Here is a 19458-nt window from a genome sequence, read left to right as displayed (position 1 = left end):
ATGGCGCATTTTATCGACAGGCGTTTAAATGGCAAAAACAAAAGCACAGTTAACCGCCAGCGTTTTATTAGGCGTTATAAAAAGCAGATCAAAGAAGCGGTGTCTGATGCGATCAATAAACGCAGTGTCACTGATTCAAGCTCTGGAGAGAGCATCTCTATTCCGCAGCGTGATATTAGCGAACCTACTTTTCATCAAGGTAGAGGCGGTAATAGAGAGCAAATACACCCTGGGAACGATCAGTTCTCTACTGGCGACAAAATAGAACGCCCTAAAGGAGGCAAAGGCGGTGGCGCAGGCGAAGGTGAAGCAAGTGACTCTGGCGAAGGCCAAGATGAATTTGTTTTTTCTATCTCTAAAGATGAATACCTTGATTTGTTATTTGAGGATTTAGAACTCCCTAATTTGCAAGAAAATCAGCTTGATAAGCTAGTGCAAATGAAAACCCATCGCGCTGGGTTTTGCAGTGATGGTATGCCCAGCAATATTGATGTAGTGCGCTCATTACAAGGCTCTCTAGCTCGTCGTATTGCAATGACCGCAGGTAAAAAACGCCGCCTTAGCGAGCTTGAGGGGCAACTAGCACTGCTGCTTGAACAACCACACTGTGATAAAGCCGCTGTGGCCTTATTACAAAAAGAAATCGACACACTCAAACAGCAAATAAAAACCGTGCCCTTTATCGATAATTACGACTTACGTTTTCGTAACTACGACAAGCAACCACACCCAACTAGTAAAGCGGTGATGTTTTGTATTATGGATGTGTCAGGTTCGATGGATCAAGCAACAAAAGACATGGCAAAGCGCTTTTACATTTTGCTTTATCAGTTTTTAACTCGCAGCTACAAAGACATCGACGTTGTGTATATTCGCCATCATACCCAAGCCAAAGAAGTTGATGAGCAGGAGTTTTTTTATTCACAAGAAACAGGCGGTACCATTGTTTCAAGTGCACTAAAACTGATGAATGAAATAATAGCTGAGCGCTATAATGCTGATGAATGGAATATATACGCAGCACAAGCTTCTGATGGCGATAATTGGGCCGATGACACGCCCCAATGTGGACACATTTTACGTAATAAAATACTTAAAGCTGTTCGCTATTTTGCCTATATAGAAATTACCACACGTGCTCATCAAAGTTTATGGCGCGAGTATCAAAGCATTAGCCAAACGAACAGTAATTTTGCCATCCAACATATCCAAGGTGTTGAAGATATTTACCCTATATTTAGGGAGCTATTTAAAAAAGGTCGTCAACAGCAAGGGGCTGCATAGTCAAAGCGAGGTAGCATTATGAGCGATAATCGAATAAGTGATGGGCCCGATTGGACCTTTGAACTATTGCAACAATACCAAGACGAAATAGCCCGTGTGGCTGAGCACTACAAGTTAGACACCTACCCTAACCAAATTGAAGTGATCACCGCAGAACAAATGATGGATGCCTACTCAAGTGTAGGCATGCCCATTGGCTACACTCACTGGTCGTATGGTAAAAAATTTATTCAAACGGAGCAAAATTATAAACGCGGCCAAATGGGACTTGCGTATGAAATTGTGATTAATTCCAACCCCTGTATTGCTTACCTAATGGAAGAAAACACCCTTCCGATGCAGGCACTGGTTATGGCACATGCTTGCTACGGGCATAACTCATTTTTTAAAGGTAATTATTTATTTAAAACTTGGACTGATGCAGGCTCAATTATTGATTATTTATTGTTTGCTAAAAACTATATTAGCCGCTGTGAAGAAAAGTACGGTATTTCCGAAGTAGAAAGCATACTCGACTCATGTCATGCATTAATGAGTTACGGTGTTGATAGGTACAAACGTCCACAACGAATTTCGTTATTTGAAGAACAAAAGCGTCAGCAAGAACGGGCTGAGTATTTGCAATCACAAGTTAACGAATTATGGCGTACCATTCCTTCTCAACAGCAAGAGTCAAAAAAACACGAACGCCACTTCCCGCAAGAGCCACAGGAAAATATTCTGTACTTTATTGAAAAAAATGCCCCTTTACTCGAGTCATGGCAGCGAGAAATCGTCAGGATAGTGCGAAAAATATCACAATACTTTTATCCGCAAAAACAAACCCAAGTAATGAATGAAGGTTGGGCCACTTTTTGGCACTATACTATTTTGAACCATTTATATGATGAGGGAAAACTAACCGACTCATTTATGTTGGAGTTTTTACAAAGCCATACTAATGTTGTGTACCAACCTCCATACAATAGCGATTATTACTCGGGTATTAACCCCTATGCACTGGGCTTTAATATGATGGTTGATATACGTCGTATTTGTGAAAACCCAACAGAAGAAGATAAACGCTGGTTTCCTGAGCATGCGGGCAGTGACTGGCTCGAGACACTCCACTTTGCAATGCAAAATTTCAAGGATGAGAGTTTTATTAGCCAATTTTTATCCCCTAAGCTGATTCGGGACTTTAAATTATTCACCATAGTCGACCATGCTAGTAACCCACATTTAGAAATAGGCGCTATTCACGACGATAATGGCTACAAATCGGTTAGAGAAGCACTTTCTGCACAATATAACATTAGTAATCATGAGCCTAACATACAAGTTTACGATGTTGACTTACGCGGCGACCGCTCTTTAACTCTACGATATGTACCCCATAATGCTATTCCACTGGCTAACTCCCATGGGGAAGTATTAAAACACCTTTACAGACTATGGGGCTTTAAGGTAAAACTGGAACAGGAGTCAAATTCGGGTGAGATTTCAACCATTGGTCAATGTCCAATTGATGATTCACGCCATACAACAGAGTAAAAATAATGGACAAAAAAAAGCTTCTTGTACTGATTGATTCGGTTGAATTTGCAAAAACGTCATTGCAGCACGCTAAACAAAAAGCGCTGCAAGGCAATAAACATATTGATATTGTTGCATTTAGCTTTGAAGAAACCAGCAATATTTTATTTTCTCTGTCGCCAGAACAATTGCTTTCACTCCAAGATAAATGCCTTTCATCATTAAGGGCTCAGTTGGAGCCACTGATCAGCGATGAACTGGAGGGTTGCAGTTATACCTTTCAAACCGCATGGCATGAAGCCCCCGAGCAGTGGCTTAACGAAGATATTAATACTGATGATTACGAAATGGTGATAAAAACACGCCATATCGACAGCGATAGCCAATTTAGTGAGCTTGATTGGCAACTTATCCGCTTTACACCCATCGCTTTGTATTTAGCGGCAGATAACAAATGGCGCAAGCATACCAACATACTCGCCGCACTTGATTTAGCTAGCGAAAAAACCGCAAAACATAAACTTAATCAGTCAATTATTAAATATGGCCTAGCATACGCACAGCGAACAGACTGTGAATTTTATGCCGGCTACACAGTGTATATTTCTCCAATATTAAGAGATTTAGGCTTAGTATTTTCAGAAGAGCAACTAGTCAATGCCTTTGAGAAATTACCTCAATCACAGCAACAACTCATTATTGATAATAACTTACGCGACAAACTTTATATTAAAGCGGGTTTACCTGAGCAGGTGATCCCAAGCTTAGCAGCCAAGCTCAATGCTGATTTAGTGATTATAGGATCTGTTGGGAATGTAGGAATTAAAGCAAAACTCATTGGTAATACTGCAGAAAAAATAATGCGCTTACTTAAAACTGACTTGCTTATTTTACCCCCCAATTAAAAAATGATGCCTAAGCATCATTTTTTATATCAGCGTATACCGACACTTTATTTCGACCCGTTTCTTTTGAATGGTAAAGCGCTTTATCGGCAGCTTCAATCCAACGTTCGTGATCTTTAAATTGATCATCAAAACACGCAATACCCACACTAATGGCCAAATGCAGCGTGTGCTCATTGTATTTCGCCGGAGAGGTTTCAATTAGCTGGCGTAAGCGTTCAGCAAATACAATAGCCCCTTGTTTATCGGTATCTAATAAAGTAACAACAAACTCTTCACCGCCGTATCGCCCAGCAATGTCTGTTTCACGCAATGCAGTTTTCAGTAAACTCGCTACATGACGAAGTGCTACATCTCCAGCACTATGTCCAAAATCATCATTTACCTTTTTAAAGTGGTCAATATCAAAAATTAATAACGAGCAACAACCTTTGTTTCGCTTCGTTCGTAAAAATTCTTGGTGCAATAAATGCTCCCAGTGCCCTCTATTGGCAAGCTGGGTTAAACTATCTGTTTGGCTTACTTGTTCTAGTTTTTTATTTAACTCTTCTAGTTCTTTTTTGTTAACCGCAATATCTGTCACATCGTAAATAATAATACAAATATGCTCGACTTCGCCTCGCACATTGGTAAGTGGGATAAACGTGGCATTTTGATACATATAGTCCGCTTTACCGGTAATTGGTCGGTAGTTTTTAAAACGAAAAATATAAGGCTGTTGCTCCCAAATAGTAAATGAACGATTCTTTAATACAAACACTGACTCAGATTTACTTCTAAACCATTTTTCATCAATGGCCGGAAATAAATCAAATAAGTCTTTGTCTTTCACAGCGCTCGGTAACAAACCAGAATGATTTTCCATAAAACCATTCCATACATGCACTTTGTATTCTCGATCGAGTATAACAAGACCGACATCAACCGTATTAAACATATCCATTAACCAATGGATTTCATTCACATCTAAATCAGCTGGCATAAATATTTAATCTTCTAGTAGATGAGCAACTTTGTATTTCAAAGTTTTCAGTGAATCTTCAGTAAAGAGCAACATTAAATCACAACTAATATCATGATTTTCAATACCGTAACTTATTTCTATGGCTAGAGTCCGTTGCCAGCGCGACTTATTCGATTGAACAAGTTCAGAAACGTCCCGATGCTGCCCCAAAACTATTGGATGCCCTTGGCTAAAGGTCATGTCGAGCTGTTTTGACAAGCCGGTTAAAATAGCGCCAATTAAAATGTTACTTACATCCATTAGCAACTCTAACTCAACCTTGTCGTTTAGTTCACCTTCGTAATTCATCAGTGAGGCTATTTCTTTAAAACTAGAGTCATTTAAAAGTAATAATGCCTCGCCAGATACCCCGCCGCCTATAAAGCCTTGGCAAATACCCGATGTAGTGTCATTGGTATCAACATAGCTTAACGCCATGTTGAGCTCACTGACTTCTAAAACATTAACATTAGGAATGGGTAACTTAACAAATACATTAAGCAGTCTTGCTAGTAAATCTCCCGCCTGACCCATGGCAACATTAGTCAGCTCTTGATATATATCACGAACATCAGGGTCAACTTGTTCACCTAACGAGTGAGACATGCGTTCACGCAGTGCTCTATCTCTAATACCATGATGTTCAATAATGGCAGCAAGCTTTTCAGGGGAACACGGTTTTTGAATAAAATCTATGGCGCCAAGCTCAAGCACACGTTGATGCGCACTCGGTTGAATATCGCCTGATACCACAACAGTGAGAACGTCGAGTCCTTGCTCTTTCATTGCAGCAAGCACGCCATAACCGTCCATTTCTGGCATATTTAAATCAAGGAAAAGAATTTCAGGCTGGGCTTTAGTTATTTGTTTTATGCAGTCTACACCGTCACATGCAAATTCAACTTTAATATCCCAATCATCGGGTAACGAGCGAGCTAATTGACGTCTAGCTAATTTTGAATCATCACAAATTAAAACCGATGTTGACATATTATCTCTCTATTTTAAAACTTGTTGTACGCTGACACCGCAAAAAATAAAGGCACCGATATTATTAATCATTACCTATTTATTATATATACATATTAATCAAAGTATTGCTTATTTACAATTTTAGGGAAAAATAAACGCGTCAATTATTCTGCTTGGTAACTCCATCACTGTATAATACACTCACCACTATTACGTTAATTCTTAAAAGGAAAAAATCCATGCGTCGTTCATTAGCCTTTGCATTAAGCCTGTTTTGTTGCACTAGTTTTGCATCAGAGTTACCTGAAAACACCTTAGATGCAGGAAAAGTAACAGCGCAAGGTAAACCTGTTACGTTACTAGGCCAAGGCCTTAAAGTCGGTGCTGATGCGCCAAATTTTAAAGTGGTCGACGACAGCTTTACTGCCATTACATTAGAAAATTACCAAGGACAGGCTATATTGATCAGCGTAGTACCAAGCTTAGATACTGGTATTTGTAGCCTGCAAACAAAACATTTTAATGAAAAAGTAGCGCAACAGTTTCCTAGCGTAGCCATGTTGACGATTAGTGCCGACCTACCTTTTGCACAAAAACGTTTTTGCAAAGCAGAAAATATCGATAAAGTTACGACACTTTCTGATTCTGTATGGCGTGATTTTGGCCAAAAGTATGGGTTAATAATTAAAGATATGGGGTTACTTACTCGCGCTGTTTTTATTCTCGATAAAAGCCATAAAGTTATATATAAACAATTAGTTAGTAGCTTATCAACCGAGCCTGAATACGATAGCGTTATTGAAAAGCTTAAAACGCTTTAAAGGTCAAATTTCAGATAATAAAAAACCGCTATAAAGCGGTTTTTTTAATTATGCTTTAATTTTAGATAAAAATTAACCTAAAAGCTCAGCTAGTTGCTTGCTTAGAGCTTCAACCGCTTGAGTACCGTCTAATTTATGGTACTGCGTATTACCTGCTTGCGCTTCTGCTTGATAGTAGTCAACCAGTGGCATTGTTTGCTCATGGTAAATGCCTAAGCGTTTACGAACTGTCTCTTCTGTGTCATCCGCACGGATAATAAGCTCTTCGCCTGTTTCGTTGTCTTTACCTTCCTCTTTTGGTGGATTGTAAACAACATGATAAACACGACCAGAACCAGGATGAACACGACGGCCACCCATACGCTCAACAATTACTTCATCAGCAACATCAAACTCAATAACATGATCAACGACAACGCCATTGTCTTTCATTGCATCAGCTTGTGGGATGGTACGTGGGAAGCCATCAAGTAAAAAGCCTTTCTCACAATCAGGTTTTGCAATGCGCTCTTTAACAAGGCCAATGATGATGTCATCAGAAATTAACTGACCTGCGTCCATTACTTTTTTTGCTTCAAGGCCAAGTGGTGTGCCCTCTTTAATTGCAGCTCGTAGCATATCACCGGTAGAAATTTGTGGAATACCGTATCTATCCATTAAAAACTGAGCTTGAGTACCTTTACCTGCACCCGGCGCGCCCAAAAGAATAATGCGCATATCATTGTCCCCTAATATGAGAGTTTATTTTAAAGTCTGAATTCTTCCACAAGCGCCGCAGATACTCAAGTAACTTATACTAATTGTCTAGAGTCTGTTGGCCTTTGCGGATTAATATTTGTGCAAACCAGGGGCACTTTAATAGCGGCACAAGGTTTGCAACCTAGTAGGCTGTGTAAAAATCGAGCAAAGCTTCTGCGTCCTGCTCACGCCATTTGCCACCCCCCCATGTAGGCAGACAGACCCTTTCGGGCAGCGCCTATGCAGAAAATTTAACCTTTACAAATCAATAAACTCTATGCTCCAGCGCATAAAAAAGGGAACAAACGTTCCCTTTTTACTCAATCATTGATTTTTAATACTTATTTGCTCAAATCAAGCATAAGTTTATTTAAGCGAGTGACAAATCCAGTTGGATCTTTAAGCGTACCGCGCTCAGCTAGTAATGCTTGATCTAGCAATACATGTGACCACTGCGCAAATTTATCTTCGTCTTGCTCATCATTTAAATGCTTAACAATCTGGTGTTCAGGGTTTAGCTCAAACACAGGTTTAGCTTCTGGCACTGCTTGACCTACTGACTCCATCAGCTTTTGCATTTGCGAGCTCATGTCGTTGTCGTCGCTCACCACACAGGCTGGCGAATCGGTTAAACGATGTGTAAAGCGTACTTCTTTAACATCATCACCTAATGCGGTTTTAATACGCTCAATAAGGCCTGCAACTTCTTTTTCAGACTCTTCTTGTGCTTTTTTCGTTTCTTCGTCGTCTAAGTCACCTAAATCTAAATCGCCGCGAGTAATTGATTGAAATTGCTTGTCTGCAAATTCAGTTAAGTGGCTCATCATCCACTCATCAACACGGTCACTTAGTAGTAAAACTTCAATGCCTTTTTTGCGGAAAATTTCTAAATGCGGTGAGTTTTTAGCTGCAATAAATGAGTCAGCAACAACATAGTAAATTTTATCTTGGCTGTCTTTCATACGCTCAATGTATTGTTCAAGCGATACATCTTGAGTGTCTGAATCGGTATGCGTTGAAGCAAAACGTAACAGCTTAGCAATGCTCTCTTTGTTAGCCGCATCTTCTGCTGGGCCTTCTTTCATTACTTGACCAAATTCATTCCAAAACGTTTGGTAATCATCGGCTTTGTTTTTCGCCATACGCTCAAGCATTTTAATAATACGCGACGTACACCCCTTACGGATAGCTTGGGTCACTTTGTTATCTTGAAGTATTTCACGCGATACGTTCAGTGGTAAATCATTTGAATCTAATAAACCTTTAACGAAACGCAGGTAGCTTGGCATAAACTGCTCAGCATCATCCATAATAAATACACGTTGCACGTATAATTTTAAGCCACTTTGGCGCTCACGGTTCCATAAATCAAACGGCGCTTTTTTCGGAATGTATAACAAACTGGTGTATTCAGTTTTACCTTCAACTTTGTTATGCCCCCAACTAAGTGGATCTTCCCAGTCATGGCTTACATGTTTGTAAAATTCTTTGTATTCATCTTCAGAGATTTCAGACTTATCACGCGTCCACAATGCCGTAGCACGGTTAATGCTTTCCCACTCACCAGGAACTGCTGGAATTTTCTCACCGTTTTCGCCTTCAGACTCTGGTACTTCTGCTTTGTACATTTGTACTGGTGTAGAAATATGATCAGAGTATTTAGTCACGATACTACGAAGGCGCCATTCGTCTGCGTACTCTTTTTCTTCTTCACGTAGGTGTAGAATAATATCTGTACCACGGCCTTGTTTTTCAATTTCTTGCAGCGTGTATTCACCTTCACCTTTTGACTGCCACTCTACAGCTGTTGTCTCCCCTGCTTTACGGGTACGCACTGTCACTTCATCAGCCACAATAAACGCTGAGTAAAAGCCCACACCAAATTGACCAATAAGTTGTGAATCTTTGCTTTGGTCGCCCGTTAAGTTTTTGAAAAATTCTGCGGTACCCGACTTTGCAATTGTACCTAAAGAGCTGATCACTTCATCACGTGTCATACCAATACCATTATCAGAAATGGTTACCGTATTCGCTTCTTTATCAGCACTAATACGTACACGTAAATCAGCATCACCTTGATATAAGTCGCCGTTTGATAACGCTAAAAAGCGTAATTTATCGGCTGCATCAGATGCATTTGATACAAGCTCACGTAAAAATATTTCTTTATTAGAATAAAGCGAATGAATCATTAAGTTTAATAATTGTTTTACTTCTGTTTGAAAGCCTAATGTTTCTTTTTGTGCTGCAGTCATTTATGTATCTCCAATTTGCAAAGTGTCTGCGTTATGCACTTAATATGGGGGGAGGTGTGAGAACTTCAAGTAAAAAAATATAAAAAACCCCATTCAAAGACACTTTAAAAGGCTTAATCAACTAAAAAGGCGTTGCGGCATGCCCGTGCATTAGCTTATCAGTGCGTGGATGCACAAAAAATAAGTCGCTGGCATGTAATAATAACCGTTGAGTTCTCTGCTCACTGCAATCATTTGTATATAAATCACACCCTAGTATAGGGTGGCCAAACGTTAGGCTATGTATCCTAAGTTGATGAGTGCGTCCAGTTATAGGAGTAAATTCGACTAAGGTTTTTTGCTCTTTGTGAAAACGTTTAACCACTTTAAATTCGGTTTGCGCGGGTTTGCCGCTGTGGTGGCAAATTTTCACTTTCGGAAATAGCATTTTATCTTTTGCTATAGGCGCAGTAATCACTCCTTGAGACACAGCAACCAACCCTGAGAGCATTGCGCGGTATTGTTTTTTAACACTTCGGTATTGAAATTGCAGATTCAGTGCTTTAGCTGCTTGCGCGTTAAGTGCTACCACCATCACTCCGGAGGTACCCAAATCTAAACGGTGGGGTAATATGGCTTTAGGAAACGCTGCGGTAACGCCTTGTTGACCATTAACAAGCCTATAGTGAACCGAATCCCAGTTAAGAGGGCTTTTACCCGATAAACTCAACAAACCGCTAGGTTTATTGATCAACAAAATATCATCATCTTGATAAATGATTTCTGTGTGTTCATGGCAAACAGGTGCGATAAAGTCATCAACAATCACATTAGCACTTTGAGTTATTGCAGCCATACCATCCTTAAGTTGTTATTTATATTGCATCAAAGGCAATAAAAAAGCCTACAAGATGTATGTAGGCTTTTAAAATAAGTTCAAATAGTTAAGCTTAAAATAAACTATTCATGGCTGACTAAGCGCCGACCACTAAATGCATGCATAAGCGTCATTCCATCGACTAAATCAAGCTCACCACCAACAGGAATACCATGAGCAATACGCGATGCACCCACATTGTTTTTGTGGCAAAGCTGAGCAATATAATGCGCCGTTGTTTCGCCTTCAACCGAAGGATTTGTGGCTAAAATGACTTCATTAATACCGCCTTGCGCGAGCTTTTGCTCAAGTACATCAAGGCCAATTTCTTTAGGCCCTATGCCATCAATCGGTGATAAATGCCCCATTAATACAAAGTAAAGCCCTTTGTATTGACCTGTTTGCTCAATGGCGAGTACATCCGTTGGTGATTCAACAACACATAAAATACCACTGTCTTGGCGTTTAGTGCTTAAGCAAATATCACAATGCGCTTGCTCGGTAAATGTGCGGCACGATTGGCAATGACCTACAGCATTCATTGCTTTAGTCAGGGCATTACCAAGTTGAGCACCGCCTTTACGGTCGCGCTCTAACAAATGAAACGCAATACGCTGAGCAGACTTCGGACCAATGCCGGGCTGACAACGCAGTGCTTCAATAAGCGATGTTAAACTATCTGAAAGTTGCATAGTTGCTTAGAACGGCATTTTCATACCAGGTGGTAATTGCATACCGCCTGTTACTTTGCCCATGCGCTCTTGCGTTTCATCGGCAACACGGCGCACAGCGTCGTTACATGCTGCAGCTAATAAATCTTCAATCATGTCTTTGTCGTCTTCCATTAAGCTCTCATCAAGCTCAACACGGCGCACGTTGTGGTTACCAAGCATGGTTACTTTAACTAAACCTGCACCAGCTTCACCAACGACTTCCATTGTTGCGATTTCTTCTTGGGCTTTTTGCATGCGCTCTTGCATTTGCTGCGCTTGCTTCATCATGTTACCCATTCCACCTTTAAACATAATCGTCTCTCTTTCTTTTAATACATTAACTGAAATATAAATAAGGGCACTGATAGTTAATTACAATGCCTGAATACTGTTTTCGTCAATTTCAGCGCTAAATAGCTGTTGAAATTGTACTATATTTTCATCGCTTGTGATCACATCAATCGCTTGCTGGTGACGACCTGCATCAATTTTTTGTTGAATCAGATAAGGCGAGTCAATCACCCCACTGGCAAAGTCGATATTTAGCTCAACGTTATGCCCATAAATAGCAGATAACGCCACATTTAACTTTTGGCGCAGCATAGGCGTATCTAAATGCTTTTGCGATTCATCCACTTCAATATGAAAATGATTATCTTGCTTGGTAAAAATTGAATGCAAGGCAAACTGGCGCATACGCCCGCCAAGCCCCATTCGCTTAATTAAATAAGCCCATTCATCTTGTTGATGGGCAAATCTAATTTCACTGATGGGGCTTTGAAAATCATCCGGTACCGGAATACTTGGTGCTTGTTCAACAGCAGGAGCCGGTTTTTGCGGATTAATTTGCTCTAAAAGCTCAGGTGCAAGATTTTCGGTAATTGTTTGGTGCTTCGCTTTAAAGTCAACTTTATTTGCAGGTTTAGTGCTTACCTGTGGCTTGCTCCCTGACATGGGGAGCGCTGGCTTTTTTGGTAACTCATCACCCGTCTCACTATCCCATGGAGGCGGCTCCTGCGCTACAGTTTGAGGTGTATTTCTAATAGGTTTATCGACGGGCCCTAGCAGGGGTCGATTTTGGCACAACAGGTTTATCGGTTGCTGCGCTTGACAGTTTACCCGCACCGGAAATATTTCTGTCACGTAAAATACGCGCTATTGCAGACTGTGCACGTGCTTCTTGCTCGCCCATTGTTGGCGCTGAATGCTCAGTGCTACTAGGTGCGTTTGATAGATCAGGATTAAATCCTTGATCAACCGCGCTACTCATTACATCATCGTATTGAGCTGCAATGGTTTGTTCTACATCGCTGTGCTGCATGTAGGCATCATCTTCGCTTTGACGCTGCGCTTGTTCATCGCTAATTGGCGTTGTATCAGACACGTTTGGCTGACTTTGTGTTGACTCTTGCTCAATGTGAGTCAGGCTATTATCAGAGCGCGAAACCTCAGGCTCAGCGGCCTCTATTGGCTGTGCATTATGTATTGATGGCTGACTTTCAGTGCTATTGCTCTGCGCTGGTTTATTTTTATTTAAAATATCACGCAATGCATTGGTACGCCCTGCGGCATTTTGCTCTGGCGCGGGTTGCGAGCTAGGCGCTGAATGCGTTGTTTGTGACTGCTCAGGTTGAAATGCTAACAATCGTAGCATAATCATCTCAAACCCTAAGCGTGGCTCAGGCGCCCACTGTAAATCTTTTTTGCCATTCAGTAATAACTGATAATACACTTGAATTTGCTGAGCATGAGTGTGCGCTGCAACATGCTTAATGTAGTCAGCATTATTGCTATCAAGTGCTGCCGCTTCAGGCACTAATTGGCTTAATTGAATAATATGCGTAAGTGCAATTAAGTCATCAAGTAGTGCAATGTAATTCGGATTTCTGCTCGCGACTTGGGCAACTTCAGCCATTAAGGCTGCGCCATCCTGCGCGAGTAATGCAGCGAGTAAACTCTGACTATAATGGGTATCCATTAAACCAAGCATGGCTTGAACAGCTTGATTATTAATATCGCCATTTGTTTGAGCAATAGCCTGATCGGTCAGGCTCAGCGCATCTCGCATACTGCCATCGGCTGCTTTAGCAATAATGCTTAGGGCATTATTATCAAAATTGAGCTGCTCTTGCGTAAGAACATGCTCAAGCTGTTGCTTAATTTCAGCTTGCGACAAGGCATTTAAATTAAACTGTAAGCAGCGCGATAAAATAGTTACCGGTAATTTTTGTGGATCGGTGGTCGCCAGTAAAAACTTTACATGCTCAGGTGGCTCTTCGAGCGTTTTTAATAAGGCATTAAAGCTGTGCTTTGACAACATGTGTACTTCATCAATTAAGTACACTTTATAGCGTCCGCGGGTTGGCGCATATTGAACGTTATCGAGTATTTCGCGAGTATCTTCAACTTTTGTGCGTGAGGCCGCATCTATTTCGAGTAAATCAATGTAGCGCCCTGCTTCTATATCAACACAGCTACTACATTGACCACATGGTGTGGCAGAAATGCCCTCATCACAATTTAAGCTTTTAGCAAAAATACGCGCAATGGTCGTTTTACCAACACCACGGGTTCCAGTGAATAAATAAGCGTGATGCAGTCTATTTTGATTCAGCGCATTAACCAGCGCTTGTTTAACATGAGACTGCCCAACCAATTCATGAAAGGTTTGAGGACGCCATTTTCTCGCTAGAACCTGATAACTCATCGATTATTCGCCTTCGAATTCAACCAATTTTAGGATTTTAATACCCATTTTTTCAACACGCTGCTCCCCACCTAGTTCAGGTAACGATACAACGAATGCTGCATCTGTGGCGTTGCCGCCTAATTTTGCAACCAACTTGGCTGTTGCTTCAATTGTACCACCGGTCGCCAACAAGTCATCAACTAGCAATACTTTGTCACCGGCTACAATTGCATCAGTATGAAGCTCTAATGTATCTTCACCATATTCGAGTTGGTAATCTTGGCGAATAACTTCGCGCGGTAATTTACCAGGTTTGCGAACAGGGATAAAAGGAATTCCCAAGGCATAAGATAGCGGTGCACCAAAAATAAAGCCACGCGATTCTGTGCCAATAATTTTAGTAAAACCTTGATCTTTATAGGCGTTAATAAATGCATCTATGGTTGCTTTAAACGCTTCAGGGTTTGCCATTAGGGTTGTTACATCGCGAAACATAATGCCCGCTTTAGGGTAATCAGCAATTGTAGTAATGCTGTTTTTGATAATTGCTGGTGTTACTTGAGTCATAATTTTAACTGCTCAATGGTTCATATTACAAAGCAGGTGATTATAACCTTAAGTGAGCGTAAATTGCGAGTTTGCGGTAGTTATAAAAATTCAGGAAGGATAAACAAGATAAAAAAATATAAGGCTGATGAAAACAACAGCCTTATGAAATAAAGCAAAAATTACGTCAAGCTGGTGATCCAACCTAAAATAGCATTTAAACACCCTATTCCAGCAAACACGGCTAAAAATGCAAAAAAGTAAGCCGCATTAAACGGGTCTTTAAACTCTTTATCATCTGACATCGGTACAACCTTTTATTAAGCACAACAAATAAAGGCGTTATAATAGACGATGTGAAATAATCTATAAAGAGCTTAATCTTGATTTTTTGTCACTATAATTTGACGCTGTGCCATAGCCGTTAAGGTACTTAATGCGCCTTGAGTTATTTGCTCAAGGCTAAATTGAGGTGCATTTTCACTGACTTGCTGGCAAACATGCGCAAATGTGCTTCCTGCGTTATTGTCAATAATAGTCAACAGCATGGCGGTCATCGCATTAGTTGATAAAAATTGCACTTCATCATCTTTATCTCTGTACACCACAAAATAATGAGGCTGCTCTGAGGGCTGTTGTGGTTGAAACGCTTCGCTAATATGTTGCACGGGGAATTCATAGCTTAAGTTACGTGCCGTTTTAGATAAATATAAAGGGCTTTGGGTTAATTGATTCGTTACCAGTTCGCTCTCATTCAAGTCAGCCTGAGTTACCGATACATCAAGCTCAATCCATTCATAATGTGCCAGCGCTAGCATAAACACAGGGTCACACTCTTTGGGCACATAACTTGTCATTAAGTACGTTATAAACTCTTCAGCAATATCTAAAAAGTAAGGCGACTGACAATCGTGTTCACTAAAAAATTCACGAACACGTAACTGCCATTGTTGCTCAGTGTAAAGTGTTTTTAATACCGGAAATGCTGATGATACAAACCCATTGATGTTATTAAAAAAAAGCTCCCGATAAATAGCCATACGTCTGTCTTCAACATCTGCTGGGCAAGGGTTCGTATTGGGCTGGCGAATATGAGCCATAAACTCATTTTGAATATCGATAAAACTCATAGTTAATACTCTTTTAAAACCATGCTGTTGTTATTACTAGCTGCATAAGACTGTTTAAGCACTTTGCTCAGTGGATAACAGCTGCAGGTGCTTTGCTTGTAATTGATGAATTATATCCAGCTCTTCAATTAGCACGTTAATAGGTGGAATATTAAAGTCCCGCTCTAACAGCGTCGGAAATACACCATGCGTTTCATAAGCGCTATCGAGCAACTGCCATACCGGATCAATAACATCGGCGCCATGAGTATCTATAATCAAGTCCTCGGCTTCGTTGTAATGCCCTGCAACATGGGCATAAGCAATTCGGTTAGCTGGCAATGCAGCTAAAAAGGCATGTGCATCGTAGCCATGATTAACTGAATTAACATAAATATTATTTACATCTAGTAGTAACTGGCAATCAGCCTGTTCTAAAATAGCGTTTGTAAATTCAAGCTCAGTTAACTGTTTTCCAGGCGCGCCATAATAAGACACATTTTCCAGCGCAAGCGGGCGTTCTAAAATATCTTGCACCTGTTTAACCCGAGAAACGACATGTTTAATCGCTTCTTCAGTAAAAGGAATTGGCATTAAGTCATACATGTGTCCTTTTCCTGAACAATAACTTAAATGCTCGCTGTATACTTTAATATTATGAGTATCAAAAAACGGTTTTAACGACTTTACAAATTCAAGGTCTAGTGGCTCAGGCGAGCCAATGGAAAGTGACAAACCATGGCAAACAAAGTGATTAGTATTGGTTAACTGTTTAAACTGCTTTTCAAAGCGCCCACCTAACTTTAACCAGTTTTCAGGGGCCACTTCCATAAACTCAATTTGTTTTGGTGCAGCACCGTCTAGCTCACCTAGCATTTCCCTGCGTAGGCCTAAGCCAACCATGCCAAAGTCAGGTGTTGGAATGTGGGCCATAATAATACCTCATATTAAATAAAAAGGGCCTAATAGGCCCTATAGCTTAACGTAATTAAAAGAAAAGTTTAGTGACCACCGCATTTACCTTCGCCGCATTTGCCTTCTTTTTTGGCTTTAGCTTCGCCGCATTTACCTTCGCCACACTTACCTTCTTTTTTGGCCTTAGCTTCGCCGCATTTACCTTCGCCAAACTTCCCTTCTTTTTTGGTTTTAGCTTCACCGCATTTACCTTCGCCGCACTTACCTTCTTTTTTGGCCTTAGCTTCACCGCATTTACCTTCGCCGCACTTACCTTCTTTTTTGGTTTTAGCTTCGCCGCATTTGCCTTCGCCGCACTTACCTTCACCTGCGTCTAACTGGTAACCAGCAACCATTTGCTGAAATTCAAATGGGTTGGCTTGTACATCTGCACTGGCCATACTTGCACTGCCAACAACCACTGCACCGAGTGTTAATGCAATTGAGTTTTTCTTTATAGTATTCATCTTTTATTACCTTCTAAACTTGTCAGATATCATTATACAAGTAGACCTGCATAAAACTAAAAACTTTCACATTATCTATTTTTTCTAAAATAACTTAGTAAACTAACTATGAACCCTAATAAGCGTTTTATCAATTTATGATTTACAGGTAAACTGGCGCTCTTTTTCAGTAATAAATTAATCACACTATGAAACTTGTTTTAGCACCTATGGAAGGTGTCGTTGACTTTAAAATGCGCCAACTGCTTACCGACATAGGTGGCTTTGATCTTTGTGTGACTGAATTTATTCGCGTTGTAGATACTTGCTTGCCTGATAAAGTATTTCACCGCTATTGCCCTGAACTAAAAAATGCTGGGCTAACTCGATGTGGCACGCCAGTTCGAATTCAGTTATTGGGCCAAGTGCCTGACACCCTTGCTGCAAATGCAGTAAAAGCGGTTAGTTTGGGCTCTCATGGTGTTGACTTAAACTTTGGCTGCCCGGCAAAAACGGTGAATAAAAGCAAAGGGGGCGCTGTTTTACTCAAAGACCCTGAGCATATGTATTCAATAATTAAAACTGTAAGAGATGCCGTAAGCAGTGAAAATGAGGTAAGTGCTAAAATTCGCTTAGGTTTTGATGATGATAGTAATAGCCAAGAAATTGTCGATGCCGTTGTTAGCGCTGGTGCGAGCAGTATCGCCATTCATGCGCGAACTAAACGCGATGGCTATAACCCGCCTGCCTATTGGGAAAAAATCCCTCCTCTAGTTAAAGATAAACAAATTGCGGTGGTCGCCAATGGGGAGATTTGGCAGGTAGAAGATGCCCTTTTATGCCAAAAGCGCAGCGGTTGCACTGACTTAATGATTGGCCGTGGCGCCCTTTCACATCCTGATTTAGCTCGTAAAATTAAAGCTCATATTAATAATGAAGATTATAGTGAGTTAACATGGGAAAATATTTTACACCATATTATTTACTCATCCATGCACCAAACCGCCAGTAAAGATACCAAGTACTTTGCCTCACGCACAAAACAATGGCTTGGTTATTTAAAACGTCAGTACCCACAAGCAGGACTATTATTTGACGAAATACGTCGTTTAAAAGCCAAAGATGAAGTGGCAGAGGTATTAAAAAAGTATGCGAAAGCGCCACAATTTGATACAAATCATAACATCTAAGATAATCTAACTAGATAATAGCAATATCACTGAGGACTAATTTAAGGGTTATACTGCTAATGCATCATCAGCAACGACTAAACGATGAAATTGAAAGTGTTAAAGCGACTATATTAGGCTTGCTGTCACAATCGACTCACCCTACACATCAAAATTTGCTTTGTATACTAACTCGTACCTCAAATGAAGAGTGGCTTGATATGGCAGCTCAGCAATTAGGCACCGAGTACAACCCCTTGATTGAGCGTATGAATAAGCTTGAAGCGGCAATAAGCCAAATTGACATTGGCCAGTATGGTTACTGTTGTGACTGTGAGGAAAAAATATCAGCGCAGCGCTTAGAGCAAGACCCTGCAGCGCAGCGATGTGATCAGTGCGCTAGTTAATAGCGCACTAAAGTTTAATTAAGTAGTTGTGGAGCAAAACTAAACGCTTGTCCTGGATAAAAAAGAATATCTTCAACTAATAAAGTCGCTTCCTCTTCACTTATGTTTAATCGTTTAAGTAAATTTAAGCGTGCTTGTGACAATGTCCAAGCGTGATAATGCACCCCTAGATCAGTCTCCATCATAGCCATATAGAGCAGTTCATCGGCTGGTTCTAATTGTAAAGCGTTAGCCCTCAGAGGTAATAGCGTATAACCCGTTAACCAGTCTAAACCCGCTATTTTCGAATCAGTTAAAAGTAATGTGGTAAGCTGTGAGGCATTTGAGGCTTTTACCGTTGTTTGCTGTTTTTGACTCTGCATTGATTTGAATTTGCTATCAATACGACTTAGCCACTCAAGCGGTGAGAGCACAGCATTTGCAAAATAATTTAATTTACTTTGATACCACTGACTGCCATTAGCAAGGCCTGATAAACCAATGCTGCCTCTTGGCTTATAGTGCGCCAAATAATTGTCTAACTCACTCAACGCTGCATTAAGTTCAACCGGTGTGTTAGTGCGATTTATGGCTTGTTGCACGTACTTTCTTAAATAACTATGTTCAACTTTATTTAGCTTTAAATTACTTTGCTCGGCAGCTTCTAGCTGAGATTTTACAAACCTTAACCATTGCTCAATATTTTTATATTGGGCATCATTTTTCGCCATAGTGAGCATAATAGCCAAAACATTTGTTTGTGCAGGCCATGCAAAATAGCGCTCTGGGAATCGCTCAGCAATAACTAAATAATTAACCTGATTGGTTTGCTCTGCTGATAACTGCATTTGCATTAGCTGCTGATAAATAGCGTGGCGACGCTCTAAATAAGCACCTGTAAAAGGGAGCTGCTCATTACTGAGCTGTGTAACCTGTGAATTAGGCTGCGCACTTAAAGCCGTATTAAGTGATATTAACGCGCTTTGCGCTTCTTCATAAGATGAAAATATATCCGTAGGCTTAGAGCAAGACGTTAAAAGCAAACAAAATAGCAGTGAAATAATAGGCGTTTTTTTCATGTCAATTCCAATAAAAAA

General features: G+C 40.5%; 21 protein-coding genes. 6 read left to right on the top strand and 15 right to left on the bottom strand.

Translation table 11 applies throughout. From position 1 onward, the window contains the following. The 3 genes from LOC50_RS05325 to LOC50_RS05315 are packed head-to-tail and all read left to right on the top strand — an operon-like array spanning position 1 to position 3704. On the top strand, positions 1-1284 hold the full coding sequence (locus LOC50_RS05325; RefSeq protein ID WP_024602945.1) for a YeaH/YhbH family protein: 1284 nt from the start codon (positions 1-3) through the stop codon (positions 1282-1284). Positions 1285-1302: 18 nt separating this feature from the next. Continuing rightward, entirely contained in the window at positions 1303-2817 is a 1515-nt protein-coding gene (locus LOC50_RS05320; RefSeq protein WP_250653746.1) for a SpoVR family protein, read from the top strand. 5 nt (positions 2818-2822) lie between these two features. Continuing rightward, positions 2823-3704: a universal stress protein gene (locus LOC50_RS05315; protein WP_036982352.1), complete on the top strand. Its 882-nt coding sequence runs from the start codon at positions 2823-2825 to the stop codon at positions 3702-3704. A gap of 10 nt (positions 3705-3714) precedes the next feature. Here the strand turns inward: LOC50_RS05315 and LOC50_RS05310 are convergent, their stop codons facing one another. After that, entirely contained in the window at positions 3715-4686 is a 972-nt protein-coding gene (locus LOC50_RS05310) for a sensor domain-containing diguanylate cyclase (RefSeq protein WP_248473721.1), read from the bottom strand. A gap of 6 nt (positions 4687-4692) precedes the next feature. After that, positions 4693-5697 carry a response regulator gene (locus LOC50_RS05305; protein ID WP_214552022.1) on the bottom strand — a complete coding sequence of 335 codons (1005 nt, stop codon included), beginning with the start codon at positions 5695-5697 and terminating at the stop codon, positions 4693-4695. Positions 5698-5918: 221 nt separating this feature from the next. Here LOC50_RS05305 and tpx point away from each other — a divergent pair, with 221 nt between their 5' ends. Continuing rightward, entirely contained in the window at positions 5919-6500 is a 582-nt protein-coding gene (gene tpx / locus LOC50_RS05300; RefSeq protein ID WP_036982343.1) for a thiol peroxidase, read from the top strand. Positions 6501-6572: 72 nt separating this feature from the next. On the opposite strand, the gene adk is transcribed toward tpx, so the two are convergent. The 12 genes from adk to LOC50_RS05250 all read right to left on the bottom strand — a co-directional run bounded on the left by adk (position 6573) and on the right by LOC50_RS05250 (position 16827). Further along, entirely contained in the window at positions 6573-7217 is a 645-nt protein-coding gene (gene adk, locus LOC50_RS05295; RefSeq protein ID WP_138764327.1) for an adenylate kinase, read from the bottom strand. A 362-nt stretch (positions 7218-7579) separates the two neighbouring features. Then, positions 7580-9493, bottom strand: coding sequence for a molecular chaperone HtpG (gene htpG / locus LOC50_RS05290; RefSeq protein WP_036982337.1), 1914 nt, complete (start codon positions 9491-9493; stop codon positions 7580-7582). Between the two features lie 121 nt (positions 9494-9614). Continuing rightward, positions 9615-10328 carry an RluA family pseudouridine synthase gene (locus LOC50_RS05285; RefSeq protein ID WP_250653745.1) on the bottom strand — a complete coding sequence of 238 codons (714 nt, stop codon included), beginning with the start codon at positions 10326-10328 and terminating at the stop codon, positions 9615-9617. 104 nt (positions 10329-10432) lie between these two features. After that, positions 10433-11041, bottom strand: a complete 609-nt coding sequence (gene recR, locus LOC50_RS05280; RefSeq protein ID WP_036982332.1) for a recombination mediator RecR — start codon at positions 11039-11041, stop codon at positions 10433-10435. 6 nt (positions 11042-11047) lie between these two features. Then, positions 11048-11374, bottom strand: coding sequence for a YbaB/EbfC family nucleoid-associated protein (locus LOC50_RS05275; protein WP_013465191.1), 327 nt, complete (start codon positions 11372-11374; stop codon positions 11048-11050). A gap of 60 nt (positions 11375-11434) precedes the next feature. Continuing rightward, entirely contained in the window at positions 11435-12016 is a 582-nt protein-coding gene (locus LOC50_RS17580) for a DNA polymerase III subunit gamma/tau C-terminal domain-containing protein (RefSeq protein ID WP_502934580.1), read from the bottom strand. Between the two features lie 94 nt (positions 12017-12110). Further along, complete coding sequence (gene dnaX / locus LOC50_RS05270; RefSeq protein ID WP_502934579.1) at positions 12111-13769, bottom strand: DNA polymerase III subunit gamma/tau; 1659 nt, start codon at positions 13767-13769, stop codon at positions 12111-12113. A gap of 3 nt (positions 13770-13772) precedes the next feature. Continuing rightward, positions 13773-14318 carry an adenine phosphoribosyltransferase gene (apt, locus tag LOC50_RS05265; RefSeq protein ID WP_013465193.1) on the bottom strand — a complete coding sequence of 182 codons (546 nt, stop codon included), beginning with the start codon at positions 14316-14318 and terminating at the stop codon, positions 13773-13775. A 161-nt stretch (positions 14319-14479) separates the two neighbouring features. Next, positions 14480-14602, bottom strand: coding sequence for a hypothetical protein (locus tag LOC50_RS17355; RefSeq protein WP_255314607.1), 123 nt, complete (start codon positions 14600-14602; stop codon positions 14480-14482). 72 nt (positions 14603-14674) lie between these two features. After that, positions 14675-15427: an HvfC family RiPP maturation protein gene (locus tag LOC50_RS05260; protein WP_250653744.1), complete on the bottom strand. Its 753-nt coding sequence runs from the start codon at positions 15425-15427 to the stop codon at positions 14675-14677. A 54-nt stretch (positions 15428-15481) separates the two neighbouring features. Continuing rightward, entirely contained in the window at positions 15482-16339 is an 858-nt protein-coding gene (locus LOC50_RS05255) for an HvfB family MNIO-type RiPP peptide maturase (protein ID WP_250653743.1), read from the bottom strand. Between the two features lie 68 nt (positions 16340-16407). Further along, positions 16408-16827 carry an HvfA family oxazolone/thioamide-modified RiPP metallophore gene (locus tag LOC50_RS05250; protein WP_250653742.1) on the bottom strand — a complete coding sequence of 140 codons (420 nt, stop codon included), beginning with the start codon at positions 16825-16827 and terminating at the stop codon, positions 16408-16410. Positions 16828-17015: 188 nt separating this feature from the next. Here LOC50_RS05250 and LOC50_RS05245 point away from each other — a divergent pair, with 188 nt between their 5' ends. Continuing rightward, positions 17016-17996, top strand: coding sequence for a tRNA-dihydrouridine synthase (locus tag LOC50_RS05245; RefSeq protein ID WP_138627245.1), 981 nt, complete (start codon positions 17016-17018; stop codon positions 17994-17996). A gap of 59 nt (positions 17997-18055) precedes the next feature. Next, positions 18056-18382, top strand: a complete 327-nt coding sequence (locus LOC50_RS05240; protein ID WP_036982316.1) for a TraR/DksA family transcriptional regulator — start codon at positions 18056-18058, stop codon at positions 18380-18382. A 14-nt stretch (positions 18383-18396) separates the two neighbouring features. Here the strand turns inward: LOC50_RS05240 and LOC50_RS05235 are convergent, their stop codons facing one another. After that, positions 18397-19440, bottom strand: coding sequence for a DUF885 domain-containing protein (locus LOC50_RS05235; protein ID WP_250653741.1), 1044 nt, complete (start codon positions 19438-19440; stop codon positions 18397-18399). Positions 19441-19458 lie beyond the last annotated feature (18 nt).

This window comes from Pseudoalteromonas sp. SCSIO 43095, from assembly GCF_023650455.1.
Classification (GTDB): domain Bacteria; phylum Pseudomonadota; class Gammaproteobacteria; order Enterobacterales; family Alteromonadaceae; genus Pseudoalteromonas; species Pseudoalteromonas tetraodonis.
The sequence above is the reverse complement of the archived record's forward strand: the minus strand, read 5'-3'. Positions and strand labels throughout refer to the sequence as shown.